General features: G+C 38.0%; 17 protein-coding genes, 1 pseudogene and 1 riboswitch. Of the genes and pseudogenes, 8 read left to right on the top strand and 10 right to left on the bottom strand.

The features are described 5' to 3' along the window. Positions 1-15 precede the first annotated feature (15 nt). On the bottom strand, positions 16-189 hold the full coding sequence (locus NKR74_RS22560; protein WP_253630900.1) for a hypothetical protein: 174 nt from the start codon (positions 187-189) through the stop codon (positions 16-18). Positions 190-565: 376 nt separating this feature from the next. After that, the gene (locus NKR74_RS22555) at positions 566-2,137 is read right to left on the bottom strand and encodes an alpha-amylase family glycosyl hydrolase (RefSeq protein WP_253630899.1); all 1,572 of its coding nucleotides are present in this window, start codon (positions 2,135-2,137) and stop codon (positions 566-568) included. Between the two features lie 822 nt (positions 2,138-2,959). Between NKR74_RS22555 and NKR74_RS22550 the strand changes: the two genes are divergently transcribed. Next, the gene (locus NKR74_RS22550) at positions 2,960-4,621 is read left to right on the top strand and encodes a lactate permease LctP family transporter (protein WP_253630898.1); all 1,662 of its coding nucleotides are present in this window, start codon (positions 2,960-2,962) and stop codon (positions 4,619-4,621) included. Between the two features lie 53 nt (positions 4,622-4,674). On the opposite strand, the gene NKR74_RS22545 is transcribed toward NKR74_RS22550, so the two are convergent. The 3 genes from NKR74_RS22545 to NKR74_RS22535 form a co-directional block, all read right to left on the bottom strand. Then, the gene (locus tag NKR74_RS22545) at positions 4,675-6,150 is read right to left on the bottom strand and encodes an RNA-guided endonuclease InsQ/TnpB family protein (protein ID WP_253630897.1); all 1,476 of its coding nucleotides are present in this window, start codon (positions 6,148-6,150) and stop codon (positions 4,675-4,677) included. A gap of 194 nt (positions 6,151-6,344) precedes the next feature. Further along, a complete protein-coding gene (locus tag NKR74_RS22540) occupies positions 6,345-7,031 on the bottom strand; it encodes a DUF2642 domain-containing protein (RefSeq protein WP_098310972.1) in 687 nt (228 codons plus the stop codon). Positions 7,032-7,096: 65 nt separating this feature from the next. After that, positions 7,097-8,455 (bottom strand): arsenic transporter, encoded by a 1,359-nt coding sequence (locus NKR74_RS22535; protein ID WP_253631203.1) that lies wholly within the window; start codon positions 8,453-8,455, stop codon positions 7,097-7,099. 203 nt (positions 8,456-8,658) lie between these two features. Beyond that, a riboswitch (TPP riboswitch) is annotated at positions 8,659-8,772 on the top strand. A 199-nt stretch (positions 8,773-8,971) separates the two neighbouring features. Here NKR74_RS22535 and thiC point away from each other — a divergent pair. Together thiC and NKR74_RS22525 are read left to right on the top strand one after the other, a co-directional pair. Beyond that, a complete protein-coding gene (gene thiC / locus NKR74_RS22530; protein WP_098310973.1) occupies positions 8,972-10,732 on the top strand; it encodes a phosphomethylpyrimidine synthase ThiC in 1,761 nt (586 codons plus the stop codon). 143 nt (positions 10,733-10,875) lie between these two features. After that, on the top strand, positions 10,876-11,184 hold the full coding sequence (locus NKR74_RS22525; protein ID WP_253630896.1) for a hypothetical protein: 309 nt from the start codon (positions 10,876-10,878) through the stop codon (positions 11,182-11,184). Between the two features lie 59 nt (positions 11,185-11,243). Here NKR74_RS22525 and NKR74_RS22520 read toward each other — a convergent pair whose 3' ends face one another. The 3 genes from NKR74_RS22520 to NKR74_RS22510 all read right to left on the bottom strand — a co-directional run bounded on the left by NKR74_RS22520 (position 11,244) and on the right by NKR74_RS22510 (position 15,511). Then, entirely contained in the window at positions 11,244-12,602 is a 1,359-nt protein-coding gene (locus tag NKR74_RS22520; protein WP_253630895.1) for an arsenic transporter, read from the bottom strand. Between the two features lie 541 nt (positions 12,603-13,143). Next, positions 13,144-14,163: a cytochrome d ubiquinol oxidase subunit II gene (locus NKR74_RS22515; protein ID WP_098310975.1), complete on the bottom strand. Its 1,020-nt coding sequence runs from the start codon at positions 14,161-14,163 to the stop codon at positions 13,144-13,146. Then, on the bottom strand, positions 14,156-15,511 hold the full coding sequence (locus NKR74_RS22510) for a cytochrome ubiquinol oxidase subunit I (RefSeq protein WP_098310976.1): 1,356 nt from the start codon (positions 15,509-15,511) through the stop codon (positions 14,156-14,158). The genes NKR74_RS22515 and NKR74_RS22510 overlap by 8 nt, the downstream gene beginning before the upstream one ends. Before the next feature lie 290 nt (positions 15,512-15,801). Between NKR74_RS22510 and NKR74_RS22505 the strand changes: the two genes are divergently transcribed. Continuing rightward, the gene (locus tag NKR74_RS22505) at positions 15,802-15,945 is read left to right on the top strand and encodes a hypothetical protein (protein WP_098310977.1); all 144 of its coding nucleotides are present in this window, start codon (positions 15,802-15,804) and stop codon (positions 15,943-15,945) included. Between the two features lie 335 nt (positions 15,946-16,280). On the opposite strand, the gene NKR74_RS22500 is transcribed toward NKR74_RS22505, so the two are convergent. Next, positions 16,281-17,393 carry an acyltransferase gene (locus NKR74_RS22500; protein ID WP_253630894.1) on the bottom strand — a complete coding sequence of 371 codons (1,113 nt, stop codon included), beginning with the start codon at positions 17,391-17,393 and terminating at the stop codon, positions 16,281-16,283. Between the two features lie 528 nt (positions 17,394-17,921). Here NKR74_RS22500 and NKR74_RS22495 point away from each other — a divergent pair. From NKR74_RS22495 to NKR74_RS22480, 4 genes and pseudogenes are all read left to right on the top strand, one after another. After that, positions 17,922-18,224: a PTS sugar transporter subunit IIB gene (locus NKR74_RS22495; protein ID WP_098310980.1), complete on the top strand. Its 303-nt coding sequence runs from the start codon at positions 17,922-17,924 to the stop codon at positions 18,222-18,224. Positions 18,225-18,238: 14 nt separating this feature from the next. Then, positions 18,239-19,543, top strand: coding sequence for a PTS cellobiose transporter subunit IIC (celB, locus tag NKR74_RS22490; RefSeq protein WP_253630893.1), 1,305 nt, complete (start codon positions 18,239-18,241; stop codon positions 19,541-19,543). 6 nt (positions 19,544-19,549) lie between these two features. Then, complete coding sequence (locus NKR74_RS22485) at positions 19,550-19,867, top strand: PTS sugar transporter subunit IIA (protein ID WP_253630892.1); 318 nt, start codon at positions 19,550-19,552, stop codon at positions 19,865-19,867. 147 nt (positions 19,868-20,014) lie between these two features. Continuing rightward, positions 20,015-20,116 (top strand): annotated as a pseudogene (locus NKR74_RS22480) (DUF3021 family protein); the annotation flags it as partial. 200 nt (positions 20,117-20,316) lie between these two features. Here the strand turns inward: NKR74_RS22480 and speD are convergent. After that, the gene (speD, locus tag NKR74_RS22475; RefSeq protein ID WP_253630891.1) at positions 20,317-20,688 is read right to left on the bottom strand and encodes an adenosylmethionine decarboxylase; all 372 of its coding nucleotides are present in this window, start codon (positions 20,686-20,688) and stop codon (positions 20,317-20,319) included. Between the last annotated feature and the right edge of the window lie 21 nt (positions 20,689-20,709).

Here is a 20,709-nt window from a genome sequence, read left to right as displayed (position 1 = left end):
ACAAATTATTTCGTATTAACGAGCTGTGACATCTTTAGCTGCTTCAGAAATACGGTCAACTGTTGCTTTTCCAGCATTTTCAACAGCATCAACTGCATTTTGTACTACATCGCTTGCTGCTTCAATCCCGCGTTTTGTGTTATTACGCCCTGCATCAATGGCAGATTGAGTTCGATTTTGCTCAGTCATTTTTTGTCCTCCTAAAATCAGTTTTCGACCTTAGTATAAGAAAATGTCATTTTACTATTCATACATTAGAAACATTTCTAATCATCTGGGTTGTGTAAACAAAAAAACTTCTTCAGAATACGTTTATCCCGCTATTTGTGCTCAAGGTTTAGAGAGAAGCGCAGAAGCCGGATAGAGGATGAAAAATTAAAATGAAAAGCTGTTTGATTATAATAATTTTTAACCATTAAAAAACGCCATCCTTTTAATAATTCTACGAAAAGGATAGCGTATTTCTCGTATAGGGATTTACTTTCTTTTAGAAAGATTCAGCCTAAACTTTGGTGTTGGTGTATATGTCAAAAAAACATAAATAGTACTTCATATTCTTACTCTGTTACTTTACCAGCACTGTCGTATTCGCTGGAATTACTAATGTTGATTTTTCTTTTTTTGCTCCTAATTCACTAGAAAAAATCAGTTTTCCTTTGTCTGAAACAGTTAATGTAACCGGCTTGCCTGAAATATTATGATACACTTGAATTGATTTATTTTTATACGTACGATTATAGGCAAAAACCTGTGAGTTATTGACAGAAATAGATTCTAAATTACCTTTGACAAGTTCATCGTGTTGCTGACGAACACGAATCATTTTACGATAATGGTCTAGAAGAGAAGCTTTTTGTTTATCTTGTGCTTCAACGGAAACACCATTATGACCAATGTTATATACTGGAGTCTCCCAGCTCGTTTGACCTTCTTTATCATCTTCATACCAACGGAATGGCTCACGAATCAATTCATCTGGTTTTTGGCCTGTCATGCCGATTTCTTCACCATAATAAATGAACGGATTACCAGGGAGTGTCAACAGAATAGAGGCTGCTGATTTTGCTTTGTTCACATCACCATTTAACTCACTCATTACCCGATTTTGGTCATGATTCGTTAAAAACGTTCCATCAATTTTATTTGGATTATATGTTTTATATAACTCATTCGTTGCAACAGCTGCCGTGGCTATCCCTTGATCAGTACCATTTTTAACGGAATTAACGATTTTATATGCTAAGTCGAAGTTAAATGTAGAATCTAACGATTGATAATACGGAGCAACTACTTCTGGTTGATCCCATATTTCACCAACTAGATACGTATTTGGATTCGTTTCTCTCATCGCGTCGCGGAATTCATTCCACCATTCAATGTTTTTCTTTGCTCCTTCAGGTGTTTGCCCTTTAAAGATATGCATGGCTGCATCTAGACGAAAACCATCAGCTCCTTGTTTAAGCCAAAATTTCCCGATTTTAATCATTTCTTCTCTTACTTTAGGATTGTCATAGTTTAAGTCCGGCATCCCTTCCCAGAACGTTGCGTAGAAATACTCTCCGTTCGACGCTTTGTGCCATACTTGTTGACCCCATGGGCCTTTTTCATTTAAGTCTGTATTTTTATCAGCCCAAATATAGTAATCCCGATATTTACTGTTTTTATTTTTTAATGCATCGACAAACCAAGGATGCTCACTGCTTGTATGATTGATAACAAGATCCATTACTACCTTTACGTTGCGTTTATGCGCTTCTGTTGTTAGTTCACGGAAATCTTGTAAATTTCCATACTGAGGATCGATATTATAGTAATCAGTTACATCATATTTGTGATAACTCGGAGAGGTGTTAATAGGCATCATCCAGATCCCGTTTATTTGAAGATCATTATTTGTTCTTGGATTTCCATCATTTAAATAATCAAGTTTCTTTGTGACGCCTTTTAAATCACCGTGTCCATTGCTATCAGTATCATAAAAAGAATTAACATACAGTTCATAAAAAACTCCGTCTTTATTTCCTGTTTGTGCCTTTTGACCCTTATTATTATGTAATGTTTCTGCCTGTATGTTTGTTGATAAACTCACAACTAGTGGTAAAGATAGTGCTAACGCAGTCCATTTTTTCCTCTTCATACTTCTATCTCCCTTTTGTTTGCAATCGTTTGCATAGATTGGCAGCAATTGAAATGTAGAACAACATAAACACACATATAATATTTTGAAATAATTTGAACTATTGCATCTAAAATACATTATGCATCTTAATGAATTTTTCCTCCATTGATTAGAGCAACCGATTGCATTGATTTTTAATAACATGAAAAATATAACATTAATTGAAAGCGATTTCAATAATCTAAACATTAAAATTGTTTGAACGTTTTAGGAATGTAGAATTTGGAGAAATTCTACATTCCTAAAAATAAATTGATACAACAAAGGAAAAAAGTTTTATCCTGCATTAACGGGCAGTAATATCCCCACCTCAAAATTCAGTGAAAGCAAAGAAGTTAGGTGGGAGATAAACTGCCCGTAAAAGCCCGATTGGTTCAACTAACCTTCAGGGAAAAAATGCTCCCAGAAGAAAGTCTCACTTTATCCCGCCTAAACAGCCGGTAAGAAGTCGGGCAAGGAAGGGAGACAAACCGTCTGTAAGGACCCGATTGGTTTAACTAATCCTCAACGAGAAAACCGTTCGTTGAGGAAAGTTTCACTTTATTTTAGAAACCTGTAATCATATCACATTTTGTGAAAGGATGAACAAAGAAAATGTGAAAAAAATTCGAAAATAGCATTGTAAATAGAGGAAAATATGATAAAGTAGAATTATCAAATATTCATGAAAACGTTTTCTGTAAACGTTTTATTTTTTGGACCTAAAGGTCTGATGACCTGGTTGTCTACTTATAGGATTATAAGTATATGAAAAAGAGACATTAGAAGGGAAGAGAAACTATGAGCACATGGACACAAGTTTATGATCCGCTAGGTAACATTTGGCTTTCGGCAGCAGTTGCAATGATTCCAATTATATTTTTCTTCTTAGCGTTAACAGTTTTTCGTATGAAAGGCTATGTTGCAGGGTTCATTACAGTTTTATTAACAGTTATAATTGCACTTTTTGTTTATAAAATGCCATTTACGATGGCGATAGCAGCAACGGGTTATGGGTTTGCTTATGGATTATGGCCAATTGCGTGGATTATCATCATGTCAGTATTTTTATACAAAATCTCAGTAAAAACGGGACAGTTCGATGTCATTCGTGCATCTGTTCTTTCTATTACAAATGATCATCGTCTACTTGTCATTTTAATCGGCTTCTCATTCGGTGCATTTTTGGAAGGAGCAGCTGGATTTGGAGCACCAGTAGCAATTACAGCAGCGCTTCTTGCAGGGCTTGGTTTAAACCCGTTATACGCAGCGGGGCTTTGCTTAATTGCAAATACAGCACCGGTAGCATTCGGAGCGATGGGTATTCCAATTTTAGTAGCTGGTCAAGTAACAGGTATTGATCCTCATAAAATAGGAGAAATGGCTGGGCATCAATTACCGCTTCTATCATTATTTGTTCCATTCTTTATTGTATTCTTAATGGATGGATTAAAAGGTGTAAAACAAACGTGGCCTGCATTACTTGTAGCAGGCGGTTCGTTCGGGATTACGCAGTTTATTACAGCAACATATCTTGGGCCTGAACTCCCAGATATTACATCGGCACTAGTGAGTTTAGTGAGTTTAGCGCTATTCTTAAAAGTATGGCAGCCAAAAGAAATTTACCATTCTGGAAAAGGACAAGCAGAAGCAGCGGCAACGGTAGATGCTGGTTCTACAATGAATTTAACAGCAGGAAAAGTTTTGAAAGCGTGGTCACCGTTTATTATTTTAACGATAATGGTTGTAATCTGGAGCCAAAAGTTCTTTAAAGCTTTATTTGCTCCAGGCGGTGCGCTTGAAAGCTTAGTGTTTAAAATTCAAATTCCGGGTCTGCATAATTTAGTGATGAAGGCAGAGCCAATTGTTAATAAACCAACACCATATGAAGCTATATTAAAGATTGATATTTTATCGGCAACAGGAACAGCAATTTTGATTGCATGTATTATCACAATGTTTGTTTTGAAAATGAGTCCAAAACAAGCAGTGGTCACATTTAAAGAAACGTTGCAAGAATTGAAAATGCCAATTTTGTCAATTGGATTAGTACTTGGTTTTGCGTTTATCGCAAATTACTCAGGACTTTCATCGACATTGGCATTAGCGTTAGCAGGAACGGGGAAATTCTTCCCATTCTTCTCGCCATTCCTTGGATGGCTCGGGGTATTCTTAACAGGATCAGATACATCTGCAAACGCATTGTTCTCAAATCTACAAGCAATTACAGCGCAGCAAGTAGGCGTGAGCGAAGTGTTGCTTGTTGCGGCGAATACAACGGGCGGTGTAACTGCTAAAATGATTTCACCGCAGTCCATTGCAATCGCATGTGCGGCAGTTGGACTTGCTGGAAAAGAATCTGACCTATTCCGTTTCACAGTGAAACATAGTTTATTCTTCGTAACAATCATTGGTATTATCACATATATTCAAGCTTATTATTTAACTTGGATGATTCCTTAATGAATACTCCCCCACTTAGCGGAGCTGGAAGTGGGGGTTTCTAACGTTTCGACCTAACGGAGGATTAACGTTAGTGGAGTTAACACATTGGCGAGCTGTTTCACACCTAACCCCTCTATCCCGTTTGTCCATGCATTCGGGAATGCTTTTCGTAAAATATTAGCCGCAGCGTTTACGTCTGCATTCATGAAGATTCCATTCGCAGAACGATACATACCACGCTTGATTCGTTTTCCTGAAAAGGTTGCATGCTTGTCATTTGTTCCATAGGTTGGAATGAAGTCATGATCCAAAAAACTTGCTTTGGATGTATACGATTCTTCGATTACAATCACTTCGATACCTACTTTTTTTGCTTTATATGTAATCATTTGAATCAATACACTGTGTGGGATATGACAAAACGTTTGGTTCTGTTTCTTTCCCATATCCGTTTCCTGTTTCCAATTTTTGTTCTGACCAACTACGATTTTGCAAATTCTCTCTTCCTGCGCTCGTTTTACAATCTCATGACTTGCCTTATGAAAAAGATCTTTGATTTTCAGATAACGTTTTTGATAAAGTTTTTCTAATCTTTTTGAAGTATAAGGTCCTTCGTTTGTTTGTTTCCCTTGTCGAAGAATACTTGTAAAATCACTCTTTAATTTATTGTAGAATTGATTGATGCTTTTGATCTGCTTGCCCTTCACAAGAACAGGTTTCATACCTGTGTTTGTGACAATAGTTGCAAGGTTATCAATACCTAAATCAATTCCCATATAACGTTCATTCTCTTCAACGGATGGTATTTTGGAAGAAGCATCTACCACCAATTCCACTACATATGCATGATATTTAGGAATCACACGAACTTGTTTCAGTTTGCCTTTGGCACAACCTAATTTCCCAATATTTAATTGGCATTTTGTCTTTGGAAATTTTAAAAAGGTATGATGTTTAATGACACAGTCTTGGTTTGTATACAGCACCTCTTTTTCCACAGAACGAATATATTTGGGAATTCTCGGTTTTCCTGTATATTTGTTTGGATTTTGTTGATAATCTCGTAAGCTTGCAAAAAAGGAATGCCAGTTTTGAAATACAGTTTTCATGATGGATTGGCTGGATTGTGCAGGTAAAGAACGATAATCTTTTTGAAGCATAGCTTTAAACAAAGCATCTAGAAAATAATAATCTACATGAGGATTTTCTTTCGTAGGTTTGGAAAACAAATTGCATTTGATTTCTTTCTGTTTTTCTTTCGGTTTCATCTTCTCTTTTGTTAATTTCTTTCGATGGACAAGAAGCTGCGTATCATTCATCTTTTCGATATATTGATCTATAATATCCAACACTTCTTTTTGTAGGGGCTGTAACTCTTTTTCTTGTGTCAACCCTGTATACACCTGACGTATATAAAAGTTGGTCGTATTGTACATATTCTTGGCATTCTGACAAGATTCTTGAAAGTAAGCATACATACGATGTCCTTTTTTAATCCAAATTTGAAATGTTTGATAGTTGGATTGTTGTTCCTGATTCTTTTGCATCTTTTCACCTCCTTCTTAAGAAGATTATACCAAGAAGGAACATACGTTTCTATAACTTTCTGAAAATAAGATACACTTTTTCGATTCACCTCGCCACCTTCACGTACGTTTAGAGGTGGGAGTCCTCTCGAAAGGTATGATAGAAAAAAGGGGTGTCTCTTATGATGAGATACCTCTTTTTGTTATTTTTAATTTTATGATGGAAGATGTACGGTTTTAACGTGATGTAAATTAAAATGAAAACGCTGATTACGTGCTGTAATGAGTTCAATTTGGTTGTCGGTTACTTCAGCTAATTTGCCAATTTTATAACTCTGTATGCCTAAATCAAGTAAAACGATATGTTGTTTTAGTTTTTTCATTTGCTCAGAAAATGTACGTGCAAGTGTAATCTTTGAAGCTGGCGATAAGAGTTTTGTATTTTCTAGTCCGTAAGGCGTTTCTGCTTCCTTATACGGAACGATATATTTTACGTGATGAAAGGGGATGTATAACATTTGATAGACAGGTGAGAGGAAGATAAAATAGTCATTCATAATATGGGTAACATATCCATGTAAGAAGTGTTCATGTGATAGCGCAAGTTCAATAAATTGTCCTTTTGCCACTTGCAATGTTTTTCGCAGTGAAATAGTGGATTCACTTGATATTATGTCTGGCGGTAGTAAAGATTCTGGAATTGCTAGGTTATCAAGTAATGAAGAATCGATGCTTGGGGTTAAATGTTGAATGTGTAAACTAGAGATATACATGTATTTTTCTCCATCATACAATACAATAATATCCGAGCCTTTATCAATCATAATTCCTTCAAATGGAATAATTTCCCTTGACAATGTCACTTGTATGGGCTGATTAATATATTTTTGTAAATGAAGCATAATAATCACCTTTCTCGTAATTACATAATCTCCTCCTTCTAACATAGTGGAAGGAGGGAGATGTTTTAAGATGTGAAGATTAATTTAACCCAATAATATAAACATAGCAGTGTAAAAATGACGGTTGGCGGAATGACAAGAAGTGTAGTTTTTATATAGGTATCCCAACCGATAGTTACTTTTCCTTTTTTCACAATATACATCCACATTAAGCTTGCTAATGTACCAATCGGGAGTAATAATGAGCCCATGTCACTACCGATGATGTTTGCAAGATAAATGGTTTTCAATGTAATAGGATCTAGTCCCATTTCGGTGAGTTCAATTGTGCCAATCATTAAGGCAGGATGGTTATTAAAAATGTTAGAGAGGATAGAGACTAGGCCCCCCATAACAAAAGTGGCATGAAATAAACTACCAGTGATGATTGGCTGAAATGTAGTGATGAGCAGGTTGGTTAAGCCGATGTTATTAAGTCCATACACAATCACGTACATAGAAAATGCGAAAATTAAGACATACCAAGGTGTTTTTTTAATCATATCATGAGGTGGAAGGCGCAGTTTGTACCATCTCCACCCGAGTAAAATAACGGAGCCAATGACTGCTACAATGGCGATAGAAAACTGAAAGAAAGATGCGATAAATAAGCTGAGGCGAACGCATAAAACAAATAATAGAATTCCAAGCATAAACCTTGTTCGCTTACGATTTTCATCAATTGCGGGACGTGGTTGCAGTGGGTGAAAGGATTTTTTAACGAAATTTTCATCTAAGTATGTCGATAAGACCGGGAGTTTTTTAGGGATTTTTTTCCGAAAAACAAGGAATAACAGAAACGACATAAAAAGGAGACCTAACGTAGCGGGAACAAACATCATGGCTGTGTGCATGTATAAGTCCATATCAATAATTCTCAAGGCGATTAAATTCACAATATTGCTTACACCAATCGGCGCGCTTGAGGCAGTGGCGATGAGTGCACCACTTAGTAAGTAAGGTATTTTTTGATCATGTGTGAGTCGCAAATGGTGTAACAAAAGCAGTAAAATGGGAGTTGTAATTAAGATGCTACCATCGTTATTGAAGAATAATGTCATGAGAAAACAAAGAAGATTTGTATACCAAAAGAGGCGAATACCAGAGCTTTTTGCTTTTTTAGCAAGTTTAACGGCGCACCAATAAAAAAAGCCGAAACTCTCTAATACGATTGCCATAACAATGGTAGCCATAATTGTTATGGCGGCGCCAATAATTTTTGAGCTAATATCACCCAAGTCGGTAAGAGAAACTGTACCGCTTAAAATGACAATTACTGCACCAACTGTTGCTGGAATTGCTTCATTCATCCCTTTGGGACGCCAAAAGATGATGAGCGTGGTTCCGAGAAAAGCGAGTATGGTTATTGTAGATTGTAGGTTTATCAACTCTTTCACCCCTGTTCTTATCGTGAAAAGTTTGCATAAGACATACGTCCTGCACTGGCTTATATTCTATATGTATGAAGTGCGGATTCGGCTTGTACTGAGTGAAATACCCATTTTTTGAATAAGGAAAAAAATGATATAAATACCTTTGCATTTTTTTGACAATGATGTATGATAAGAGCGTAGTGAAAATTTAATCAGTGATAAACTAGGGGTGCCCAAGAGCTGGGCTGAGAGGGAAGCGTGTTGAAGCTTCTTAACCCTTTGGACCTGATCTGGTTCGTACCAGCGGAGGGAAGTTAACGGCTTTACATAACAATGCCTTATGTTGCCAGGTCCTATTCTTTATTATGGACCTGGCTTTTTTATTTGAGCATATACTAGCCGCTAGTTCTCATCCTGGTCATAAGAAAAGTGGAGCCAACTGTTTAGACGCAAGGGTCTAGGCGGCGAAACTGAATCTAAAGAAAAGCGGAGGTTACTTCGCTAAGACACAGGGGAGGAAACACATTTATGAAACAATCTGTTTCAGCTGAGCAAATTGAGTTGAAGTCAAGTTTACCGGGAAGCAAGAAGGTATATGTAGAGGGTACGCGTGAAGATATGAAAGTACCGATGCGCGAGATTGCACAAAGCGATACAAACGGTGTAACAAATCCATCTATTCGTGTGTATGATACGAGTGGTCCTTATACTGATCCGGATTACAAAGTGGAATTAGAAAAGGGGATTCCAACGCCGCGCCGCTGCTGGATTGTGGAACGTGGAGATGTAGAAGAGTATGAAGGTCGTGAAGTGAAACCGGAAGATGATGGTGTAAAAGTAGCAGCTAAACATACGCCTGTATTCCCGCAAATGGGACGTAATCCGCTTCGCGCAAAAACTGGGGAAAATGTTACGCAAATGCATTATGCGCGTAAAGGTATTATCACAGCAGAGATGGAATATGTGGCGATTCGTGAAGGCGTGGAACCAGAATTTGTACGTAAGGAAATTGCTGAAGGTCGTGCCATTTTACCGGCAAATATTAATCATCCGGAAGCAGAACCAATGATTATCGGGCGTAACTTCCATGTGAAAGTAAATGCGAATATCGGGAACTCAGCTGTATCATCGTCGATTGCAGAAGAAGTAGAGAAGATGACATGGGCAACACGTTGGGGCGCAGATACAATTATGGATCTTTCTACTGGGAAAAACATTCATACGACGCGTGAATGGATTATTCGTAATGCGCCTGTACCAGTTGGAACAGTGCCGATTTACCAAGCGCTTGAAAAAGTAAATGGGATCGCGGAAGATTTAACGTGGGAAGTATACCGTGATACGCTAATTGAACAAGCAGAGCAAGGAGTAGATTACTTTACAATTCATGCTGGTGTACTGCTTCGTTACATTCCGCTTACAGCAAAGCGTGTAACAGGAATTGTATCACGCGGTGGTTCGATTATGGCCCAGTGGTGTTTATATCACCATCAAGAAAACTTCTTATATACACATTTTGAAGAGATTTGTGAAATTATGAAGAAGTACGATGTTTCCTTCTCTCTTGGAGATGGATTACGCCCTGGTTCAATTGCGGATGCAAACGACGAAGCTCAATTTTCTGAGCTGGAAACATTAGGAGAACTTACGCAAATTGCTTGGAAGCATGATGTACAAGTGATGATTGAAGGCCCAGGACATGTACCGATGCATTTGATTAAAGAGAATATGGATAAAGAACTCGACATTTGTCATGGTGCACCGTTCTATACGCTCGGACCGTTAACGACAGACATTGCACCGGGTTATGACCATATTACTTCTGCGATTGGAGCAGCGATGATTGGTTGGTTCGGTACAGCAATGCTTTGCTATGTAACACCAAAAGAACATCTTGGCTTACCAAACAAAGATGATGTTCGTGAAGGGGTTATTACGTACAAAATTGCCGCGCATGCTGCTGACCTTGCAAAAGGTCATAAAACAGCACATCAGCGTGATGACGCTCTTTCTAAAGCGCGTTTTGAATTCCGCTGGCGTGATCAATTTAATTTATCATTAGACCCTGAGCGCGCAATGGAATATCACGATGAAACATTACCAGCAGAAGGAGCAAAGACAGCGCATTTCTGCTCAATGTGTGGTCCGAAGTTTTGCAGTATGAGAATTTCGCATGATATTCGTGAGTATGCAAAGGATAATGATTTAGAAACAACAGAAGCAATCTCAAAAGGTATGAAAGAAAAAGCAGAAGAGTTTAAAGAAACAGGCAGTCAATTATATCAATAATTAGAAAGCATCTTTCTGAACACCTCTTAATCTATGATCATGTGTACCCTAACCTAATATAGATGATAGTCCCCCTGCTGAGCGAGAGCAGGGGGATTTTGTTATACTTTACATAAAAAGTAAGGAAAATCAGAGGGGTAAAAATGAAACAGAAAATTGTTCCTGCTACTGCATTTATATTACAGATTCTTTTTGTTGTTACATTCGTTTTTTTATTGTCACCGAATTATGAGAAACAAATGGATATTATCATAACAGCTGTCAGCACGTTATTTCTTGTGTTTGGTAGTTTTGGCCTTTCTGTATATTCATTTGCGAAGAAGTGGTACCCGAAATTATCGTTTTTCTTTATGATTACATCATGCATGTTGCTTGCTTATTTTATCTTGGCTTTTATTCTTCCCGAGGCGGGGATTCCGCCTTATCTCTGTCACCGATTTACGGAGCGTTAGTATTAATAGAAATAGGAACCTTCCGTATATATTTTGGAGGGTCCCTATAAGGTGTTTTATTAACGAGCAAAAACGAGCTGCACCCAGTAGAAGAGGAGGAAGAGTGTTACGATTGTTGTGAGTGGAATGACAATTAAGGAGACATTCAAGTAATCTTTCCATTTTACTTTGATTTTATTTTGCTTTAGGATATGCATCCAAATAAGAGAAGCAAGTGTACCGATTGGTAGTAACAATGATCCCATATCGCTGCCAATGATGTTTGCAAGGTAGATTGTTTTGAGGGTAACAGGATCTAATCCCATTTCTGTTAAGGTAATGGTTCCAATCATTAAGGCAGGATGGTTGTTAAAGAAGTTTGATAGAATTGAAACGAGACCACCCATGATAAAACTTGCATGTAATAAACTTTGATTTACGATTGGCTCACATATTTGTACCAGCCAAGCTGTTAATCCAGCATTATGAAGTCCGTAAATAATGACGTACATGGAAAAAGCGAATACGAGAATGTGCCACGGTGTCTTTTTTAATATATCGACTGGATTTGTTCGTAAGTAATACCATCTCCATACGAGCAGAACGAGAGAGCCAAGTACGGCAACAATTTCAATCGGAATTGCAAAGAATGAGGCAACGAAAAGAAGACAACGCATAAGGAAGACGAACAGTAACACTTTTAACATAAATTTTGTGCGTTTGCTTTTCGTATCAACAGAATCTTTCCCCTTTAATGGATGAAAGTGTTTTGTGAAAAAGGCTTCTTCAATATCATAAGCGGATGTTGGTAGTTTTTCCGGTAATTTCTTTTTCACAACTAGATACATGAGCCATGACATAAAGATAAGCCCTAACGTTGCAGGTACGAACATCATTGCTGTATGCATATAGAGTGTCATATGAACGATGTTTAATGCGATTAAATTTACGATATTACTAACGCCAATTGGAGCACTAGAAGCAGTTGCAATTAATGCACCGCTTAATAAATATGGAATTTGTTGATGTGGTTTTAATTGAAGGTTTTTCAAAAGCAGAATTAAAATTGGTGTGGTAATTAAAATGCTACCATCGTTATTAAATAATAGCGTCATGAGGAAACAGAGTAATTGAATGTACCAATATAGACGGTGCCCGGAGCCCTTTGCTAAGTTCGCGAGCCGGGCTGCTGCCCAGTGGAAGAAACCAAAACTTTCTAATATAACAGCCATAACGATTGTCGCGATGATGGTGATAGAGGCGCCGCCGATTTTACTAATAATATCGGCAAGGTCGCTGCGTGATACAAGACCGGTAATAATGATAATCGCCGCCCCAATTGCAGCTGGCCATGCTTCGTTTATTCCTCCTGGCCGCCAAAATATAACGACCATGGTGATGACAAAAACAAAAAGTGTAATCCAAATTTCAATACCCATAGCTAGCCTGCCCTTCTTGATTCTTGAATTTGAACAAGAACAATTCGACTTGTCCACGACTTTCTACTTAATCATATTCATATTCTTAAAAGAAGGTATGGGGCATTACACTAACTATTGTAAATATGTGCGTTTGGTGTTTTGAGGAAAAGACATCGTATATAAGGGATTCTAAATGAAAATAGGCACATATCCAGTATGTGCCTATTAGGTATTTATAATAGAAAAGCTTTTATATACATCTACCTAGTTTTCTTTTGGTAGGTAGACGTGGATGAAAATATGCTACTTATTTCATGGTAGATGATGTTTGACTAAGAAATTTGTTATCAGTATGGGTATTTGTAATGCTGCTTGTAAGGGCTCGATTGGTTCAACTAATCCTCAACGAGAAAACCGTTCGTTGAGGAAGTTTTACTTTACCCCGCCCAAACGGCTGGTAAGAAGTGAACGCAAGAAGAAGAGCAAACCAGCCGTAAGGACCCGATTGGTTCAACTAACCTATCGTGAGGAAAAGCGTCTCACGATAGGAAGTTTCACTTTACTTTAAAAAAGTTCGATCTTTCAAGAATAAGTTCCAGAAGAAGATGAAGCCTGGTAATAGTATTGCGATACCGACTGCATAGAGAATGAGCAGCGCATAAAACGTTTCTTTCGTTGTAAAACTTGTGAATACAGTTACTTCTGGATAAATAATATACGGAAGGTGTGCAACGCCGTAAGCGTAGCTTGCAAATCCATATTGGGCAACGACAGAAAGAACAGCAATGCGCGGCCAGCCGAGTGTTTCATGTTTTTGGTTTGTCCACCAAAGGGAAGAATAGCCAATGATAAAAAAGATGATCGAGATTGTAAACCATTTGAATTGTTTAATTAATCCTTCCATGAGCCAATGTGTTTCTGGCTCCATTACGACAAGTGCGACGATGGCGGTGACAAGCGTTGCAGGACCGAGCACGATGGCGTTTCTCCGGTAGACACGATATGTATCTTCGGATCCTTGTTCTCTAGCAAAATCAGCGAGAAAGAGCGCTGATAAAAAGAGTTCTGATGTTAAACCAAAGAGCATGTACCAGTATACGACTGGACTTGATAATAACTTTCCATATAATAATGTTTCTTTGCCACCAGTAGTGGTAATGAAGGCTCCTTCTGTTACAGGAAGAACTGTAATTAAGAGAGCTGGAATTAATAGACCGGTAATGCCCGAAATAATGCGCATTATACGCTCATACTTTGGCAAGGAATAAGAAAACACCATAAAAGTACTACGAATTGTAACGAGTATGAGAATTAAGGTAACAGGTAAAAACATTGCGGTTGCGAGTGTAAATGCAGCTTTTGGAAAGAAGCCGAGAAACGCAACAACGACAAAGACTAGAAATGTATTTGTAACTTCCCATGTTGGGGACAAATAGCGATTAGCAAGTTTTCCGGCAAGTGTTGGATGCTTTGCATACACCATCCCCCAAAAGCCGGCCCCAAAATCAATTGAACCTAAAATACTGTATACAAAGACGACAGCCCAGAGAATGATAATAGCAATGCTTGCTTCAGGCATGTGAGTCCCCTCCGTTCGGTTGTAAGTCTTGCTTCAATGGATGGCGCCTAAAGAATGTTCGTAATACGAAGACAGTTAAGATGCCAAGTGCAATGTAAAGTACGACAAATACGACAAATAATGGCCCAACAAAGTCGGCGCGCGTTGCAGCATCTGTTGTACGTTGAAAACCGTAAATCGTCCAAGGCTGCCGTCCGCTACAGCTGAAAATCCAGCCACATTCAATGCCGAGAAGCATAATCGGACCGCCCGCAGCGATTGCCCCTAGCAGCCATTTTGGCAATTGCCCGCCTTTTTTTCGGTAAATGAAGTACCAATATCCAAGTGCAATTGCAGCGACGGCGAATGAAAATGTAGCTGCTCCGACCATTAAGTCAAAGAATAAATGGGTGTAAAAAGGAGGCCACGTGTCTGGTGAAAATTCATTTAATCCTTTTACAACCGTATTTGGAGAAAAACCAACTAACATACTTAACATGTTTGGGAATTCAATGGCATATTTTAATTCGTGTGTTTCTGGATCGAGAACGCCTCCAACGGCTAGTGGTGCATGTGACTGCGTATGAAATAATGCTTCTGCTGCTGCCAGTTTCTCTGGTGAGTGCTCATGAAGTCCAATCGCAGATTCATGTCCAGAAACCCACATAATCGCGCCTGTAATGAATGTGACCATAAGACCTAAGTACAATCCTTTTTTATGATAAGCAATCTCCCGTGCACTTTTATTTCGTTTTAATAATTTAAAGCCAGCGATAGAAGCAATGACAGCAGCTCCTGTTGCATAGGCGGTAATGACAACATGAACGGAACTTGTGAAAAAGCTTGGATTAAAAAAGGCTTTCCAAGGATTGACGTTATAGACAGAGCCGTCCGGTGCCATTGAAAATCCAGCTGGTGTATTCATCCACGTATTTGCTGATGTAATGAGTACAGCGGATGCAGTCGCGCCGAGCATAACAAAAAAGAGCGATATTAATCGCATGAATGGTGGTAATTTGTCTGCAGCATAGACGTAAATGGACATGAACAATGCTTCTAGGAAGAAGGCGAAAATCTCAATTTGAAATGGGACGGAAATGACTTGTCCAACAATTTTCGCAAAACCAGGCCAAAGCAAGGAAATTTGGACGCCTACAATTGTTCCTGTTGGAATGGCAACACCAAGAAGAATCGCAAATGCTTTCGTCCATCTTTTTGCCATCACAGAGTAATCGGAGTCCTTCTTCCAGTGATATAACACTTCACTTATAAAAATCATTAAGGAAAGTCCGATTCCAAGTGTTGCAAAAATAATATGGAAGGCTAACGACGATCCAAAGAAAGCGCGCGATAGTGTAACAGTATCCATGTTTCTACTCCTCTTCGTTTTTGCCATTATTTTCTTACTGACATGGAAATTTTATTCAAAAAAATGACAAAAAAATATATATGTATTTTAGGAGAGATTATGATATTATAATGTTGAAATCTTCAGAAAATAAAAATTTTTATTTTAGAATTGTGCTTTGAGGAAAAATATTTTATAATGCTTTATGCGAACGCAAGTTCTGTTTTGCGAAATTTCTTTACACACTGTAAGGAAAAAATGCGGATGTGCACTGGATTTAGTCGTTTTCATGAAACGGAGGGAAAGTTTTCATGTATCCAGAAGTCATTAAAAAGATGGCATTTTCGAAAGAGCATAAAGATTTATTGTTGAAGTTATACAATAAGGAAATTACGCGACGTGAATATGATCGTCTCGTACAAGCACTATATCGACCAGCGAAAGAAAGTGTGTAAATATCCATTCATAGTGATTGGATAACTGAATCTCATATTAGTGAAGAAGGCAATCTGAAAAGATTGCTTTTTTATTATGATGGTTGGTTGAACCAATCGGGCTTTTACGGGCAGTTATCCCCCACCTATCTTCTTTGCTTTCTCTGAATCTTGAGGTGGGGGTCTTACTGCTCGTTAATACGGGATAAATAAAAACCATTTTAAAATCTCCTATTAAGATGGCTTTCATTTATAATGCTTTGGATTGATTCTCAAAAGTCAATAATTGAACAGAAGAAATGAATCTATCAAGTAGAGTAGATAGAAAATAACAATCCACCCTTATCTTTTAGTGCTTAAAATGGTCGCTGCAAAGAAAGTGAAGGAGTCGGACCTGTAATCCATTTGTGAAACGGAATATAGCTAAACACAATGATTGTTCCTAAAGATAAAATTGCTGTGCAGCTAAATAAGCATATGCTATAAAGAATAGAGTTAGCTGGCAATGCAAAGGAAGACAATAGTTTGACACTTATATTTAAAAAGAAAAAGTGTGCCAAATAAGCTCCGTACGTAAAATTCCCGATAAATCGAAGTCCTTTATATAAAAGAGTACGATACTGTGCAATTGTTACAGATAACGCATATAAAATTATAATTTCACAGACGATGTATACAAACATAGATGGTTTTAAGTACGTTACAACTGTAAGTCGAATCGTATTTGCGCCGTAAAAATTAAAGAGTTGATAATTAATGAATAGAAATAAAGCGAAAAATAAAGCTGTAAAAAGCGGTATGTGTTTAAACACAAATATACGCCAAGCACGCAGAGCAACTGCTGCAATTCCTCCCATAACAAAGTAGAAGGAATAGAATAAGAAAGAGCGATCTGTATAATGCAACGCAGTAAATTTTGTTAATTTCTCTCCGTTAAAAATATAGTGGGAAGAGAACCACATTAATAGAAAATAAATAAGAGCAAAGGCAAATGTGTACCGATATACATCTTTCTTGTTATGGCTACGTTTATGAAACCAATGAAAGACGAGACAAAGAAGCGGGAACAATAAATGAATTTGAAACATCATAACAACATACCAAAGATGAGGTGCTGCTGTTCCGAGTAGAAGGCTACGAATAATTTCCCATAGTGATGGTATCTGTTTCGCCGTAAATAAGTAGACAATGGACCAAAAAAAATATGGCGCAAGCAAGTTTGTTGTTTTTTCATAAATGTACTGTGTATATAACATTTGTTTTGTATATTGACTAATAAGATGAAAGCCGACAATAAAAATAAATGCCGGAGCAGAAAATTTTGCTAGATTAAATAGCATGCCGATAATAATAGACTGCTCAATCGCTAAATTTCCTTGATTCATGGTATATAGTAATGAACTTTGCAAAACAACAGCTAGAAAGGCAATGCTTTGTAGTACTTTAAACTCAGGGGCATTTTGTGTCATTGTTATCATCTCCTATTCCATACATGATTATAGTACAGGAGAGAGGATTGTAATATAGCCACTTTGTGAAACTTGTAACAATTTAGTGACAGCGCATACATTGTATATGTAATAGAAAAAATCCTTCTAGCGAAAATCACGAGAATCGCTTCTATATTAAAGGAATTCATGTTCAATTCCAACCTTAAAGTTTAGTAGAAAGAAATGAGATTTGAAGATCCTCCAATTGATGGGAATTTCATCTATTAGATGGATTCGCTCGTTGATAGAGAGAATAGCGTGAATAGGGGATTTTTGTTGGTATGCTCGTCATACGAAAATTACCCTAGACATATACATAGGTTAACTTAAACTTATTCCGCTGCCCGCATGCGGTAAGACTCCTGCCTTCAAGTTTTGAGAAGTTAAAGAAAATAGGTGGGAGATAAGTATTGGCATGTGCCCCGATTGATTCAACTAATAATCATGGGAGATGCCTAAAATGATTATGGACAGTTGTAAAGAGTGGGCTAAGAAAGGGGGCATCGTATGAACATTTTACTTTGCTGTGCTGCTGGTATGTCAACGAGTTTGCTAGTTACGAAGATGGAGAAAGCAGCACAGGCACAAGGTATAGAGGCAAAAATTTGGGCTGTATCTGGATCGGAAGTGCGTAATCATATCGATGAAGCTGATGTATTACTACTCGGTCCACAAGTGCGTTATCTGCTACCGAAAATGAAAGAACTATGTAAAGAGAAAGGAATACCTGTTGATGTCATTCAATCTGTACACTACGGACTTTGTAACGGGGAAGCGGTGTTACAAGCAGCATTGTCAATGAAGTCATAAGGAGAGTGGAGAAGATGACGGGGTTTTTAGAGAGATACGTTATGCCTATAGCTGGAAGAATTGCGGAGCAGCGCCACTTACAAGCTATTCGAGACGGAATTATTTTAACGATGCCTTTCTTAATTATCGGCTCTTTTTTCTTAATTATTAGTGCTTTGCCGATCCCTGGATATCATGAATTTATGGCTAATTTGTTTGGCGATGATTGGCAAAAAGCATTAGGGTATCCAGTTAGCGCAACATTTAGTATCATGTCTTTAATTGCTGCTTTTGGAATCGCTTACAGATTGGCGGAGCAGTATAAAGTGGATGCATTAGCTGCAGGAGCGTTATCGCTTGTGTCTTTCTTACTCGCAACGCCATTTCAAGTTTCTCATATTATAGAAGGAACAAAGGAAAGTATTATAGTAGAAGGCGTTATTCCAGCTGTACTTATGGGAAGCCAAGGGTTATTTGTGGCAATGATTTTAGCACTTATATCTACAGAAATATATCGCGTCTTTATACAGAAGAATATTGTTATTAAACTGCCAGAAACAGTACCGCCTGCTGTGTCTCGTTCGTTTACTGCACTTATTCCTGGTTTTATTGTCGTAACAGTTGTTTGGATTTTACGATTAATGATGGAACATACTTCATTTGGAAGTATTCATAATATTGTTGGACAATTATTACAAGCGCCGCTTAGTGAAATTGGTGCTAGTTTGTTTGGAGCTGTGGTCGCTGTTATTCTTGTTCATGTATTATGGGCATGCGGAATTCACGGAGCGGCAATTGTTGGCGGAGTTATGGGTCCAATTTGGCTCTCATTAATGGATCAAAACCGCGTTGCCTTTCAAGCTGGGCATACTTTACCAAATACGGTTACACAGCAATTTTTTGATCTTTGGATTTATATGGGAGGGTCTGGTGCAACACTGGCACTCGTTATCGCGATGTTATTATTCGCACAAAGTCAGCAGTTAAAAAGCTTGGGCAGATTATCAATCGCACCAGGTATTTTTAATATTAATGAAATGGTGACTTTTGGGATGCCAATTGTATTAAATCCGCTTCTTCTCATTCCATTTATTCTAGTTCCTGTTGTCTTAACGATTGTGACGTACTTTGCGATGGAATGGGGCCTTGCCGCGCGGCCAAGCGGAGCAGCTGTACCGTGGACAACACCGATTATTTTTAGCGGTTATTTAGCAACGGGCGGCAAGATTTCAGGAATTGTTATGCAGTTAGTAAACTTCTGCTTAGCGTTTCTAATCTACTTTCCATTCTTAAAAATATGGGATAAACAAAAGCTAGCAGAAGAAAAGGGGGAGCAATAGAGAGACATGGATACATTAGAGACAATGGCTTTTCATTTAATTTTACACGGGGGAAATGCCAGAAGCTCAGCGATGGAGGCAATTCAATTTGCGAAGGAAGGAAAGCTTCTCGAAGCGGAAGAAAAGCTGCAGGAAGCAGCCAGCGAGTTAAAAGAAGCGCATCGCTTGCAAACAACGTTGATTCAACAAGAAGCAGGCGGCGAAAAGGTCGAACTCAGCTTACTGTTCGTTCACGCCCAGGATCACTTGATGAATGCCATAACAATAAAGGAACTAGCGAGTGAGTTTGTTGATTTATATAGGAAGATGCTAGATGAGAAATAGGCCTTGCATGTGCAAGGTCTTTTTTATGCGTAGAAAACAGCAAGTTAAACAAATAACGGGACCGCTTATGTACATATCCATTTATATTTTCCACATTTATGTAAAAATGAAATGGAAAAGGGGGGACGGCATGAAGGTTCAATTTTCATATGTGTAGGAAGCTTTATGATTATTTACTTCATTATTTGGTTTGCAATGACAATGTACTGGAAGAAAAAAATTGAGGGGTTAAATAACCAGATTAAATAAGAAGGAGCATATAAAGTGAAACTTTCATCAGTGAGCGATTTTTTCACTGATGGTTAGTTGAACCAATCGGGTATTTACGGGCAGTGATCCCCCACCTCAAGATTCTTCGCTTTTCTCTGAATCTTGAGGTGGGGGTCTTACTGCTCGTTAATGCGGGACAAAACACGCTAGGTGTGAAAATCATTTGGCGTGTTGATCGTTTAGTTAATGACGGTGATTTCGCCTAAGCCGCGAATCACCTGTTTTACATATAATTGCTTCGGATTGAGTATAGGCAATATATAATCGATGGCTTGTTGCGGGTCTACCTTTGTTCCACACGTATAGCAGTCAATAGCTGCAAACTGTTTCTCTGGATACGTATGAATAGAGATATGGCTTTCCGATAGTAAAACTAATATTGTAACTCCAGATGGTTCGAATGTTTTGGAGTCTACTGATAATACAGTTGCACCGCACATATTGGCTGCCATGACTAAATGTTGTTGTAAGAATTCATGATCATTTAATAATGCAGTGTCTACCTCCCACATATCTACCATTATATGTCTTCCAAATGTTGAATACTCCATGATACCTCCTGTTTATATAAG

Origin of the sequence: Bacillus sp. 3103sda1, from assembly GCF_024159135.1 — a bacterium.
GTDB lineage: Bacteria > Bacillota > Bacilli > Bacillales > Bacillaceae_G > Bacillus_A > Bacillus_A rhizoplanae.
This window is presented reverse-complemented; position numbering and strand designations above follow the sequence as displayed.

Coding starts and splice junctions, on each gene's coding strand:
- NKR74_RS22525 (WP_253630896.1), top strand. CDS start 10,876: ATGAAACAGAAAATTGTTCCTGCTACTGCATTTATATTACAGATTCTT.
- speD (WP_253630891.1), bottom strand. CDS start 20,688: ATGGAGTATTCAACATTTGGAAGACATATAATGGTAGATATGTGGGAG.
- NKR74_RS22520 (WP_253630895.1), bottom strand. CDS start 12,602: ATGGGTATTGAAATTTGGATTACACTTTTTGTTTTTGTCATCACCATG.
- celB (WP_253630893.1), top strand. CDS start 18,239: ATGACGGGGTTTTTAGAGAGATACGTTATGCCTATAGCTGGAAGAATT.
- NKR74_RS22500 (WP_253630894.1), bottom strand. CDS start 17,393: ATGACACAAAATGCCCCTGAGTTTAAAGTACTACAAAGCATTGCCTTT.
- NKR74_RS22560 (WP_253630900.1), bottom strand. CDS start 189: ATGACTGAGCAAAATCGAACTCAATCTGCCATTGATGCAGGGCGTAAT.
- NKR74_RS22545 (WP_253630897.1), bottom strand. CDS start 6,150: ATGCAAAAGAATCAGGAACAACAATCCAACTATCAAACATTTCAAATT.
- NKR74_RS22540 (WP_098310972.1), bottom strand. CDS start 7,031: ATGCTTCATTTACAAAAATATATTAATCAGCCCATACAAGTGACATTG.
- NKR74_RS22510 (WP_098310976.1), bottom strand. CDS start 15,511: ATGGATACTGTTACACTATCGCGCGCTTTCTTTGGATCGTCGTTAGCC.
- NKR74_RS22495 (WP_098310980.1), top strand. CDS start 17,922: ATGAACATTTTACTTTGCTGTGCTGCTGGTATGTCAACGAGTTTGCTA.
- NKR74_RS22485 (WP_253630892.1), top strand. CDS start 19,550: ATGGATACATTAGAGACAATGGCTTTTCATTTAATTTTACACGGGGGA.
- NKR74_RS22555 (WP_253630899.1), bottom strand. CDS start 2,137: ATGAAGAGGAAAAAATGGACTGCGTTAGCACTATCTTTACCACTAGTT.
- NKR74_RS22505 (WP_098310977.1), top strand. CDS start 15,802: ATGTATCCAGAAGTCATTAAAAAGATGGCATTTTCGAAAGAGCATAAA.
- NKR74_RS22550 (WP_253630898.1), top strand. CDS start 2,960: ATGAGCACATGGACACAAGTTTATGATCCGCTAGGTAACATTTGGCTT.
- NKR74_RS22515 (WP_098310975.1), bottom strand. CDS start 14,163: ATGCCTGAAGCAAGCATTGCTATTATCATTCTCTGGGCTGTCGTCTTT.
- thiC (WP_098310973.1), top strand. CDS start 8,972: ATGAAACAATCTGTTTCAGCTGAGCAAATTGAGTTGAAGTCAAGTTTA.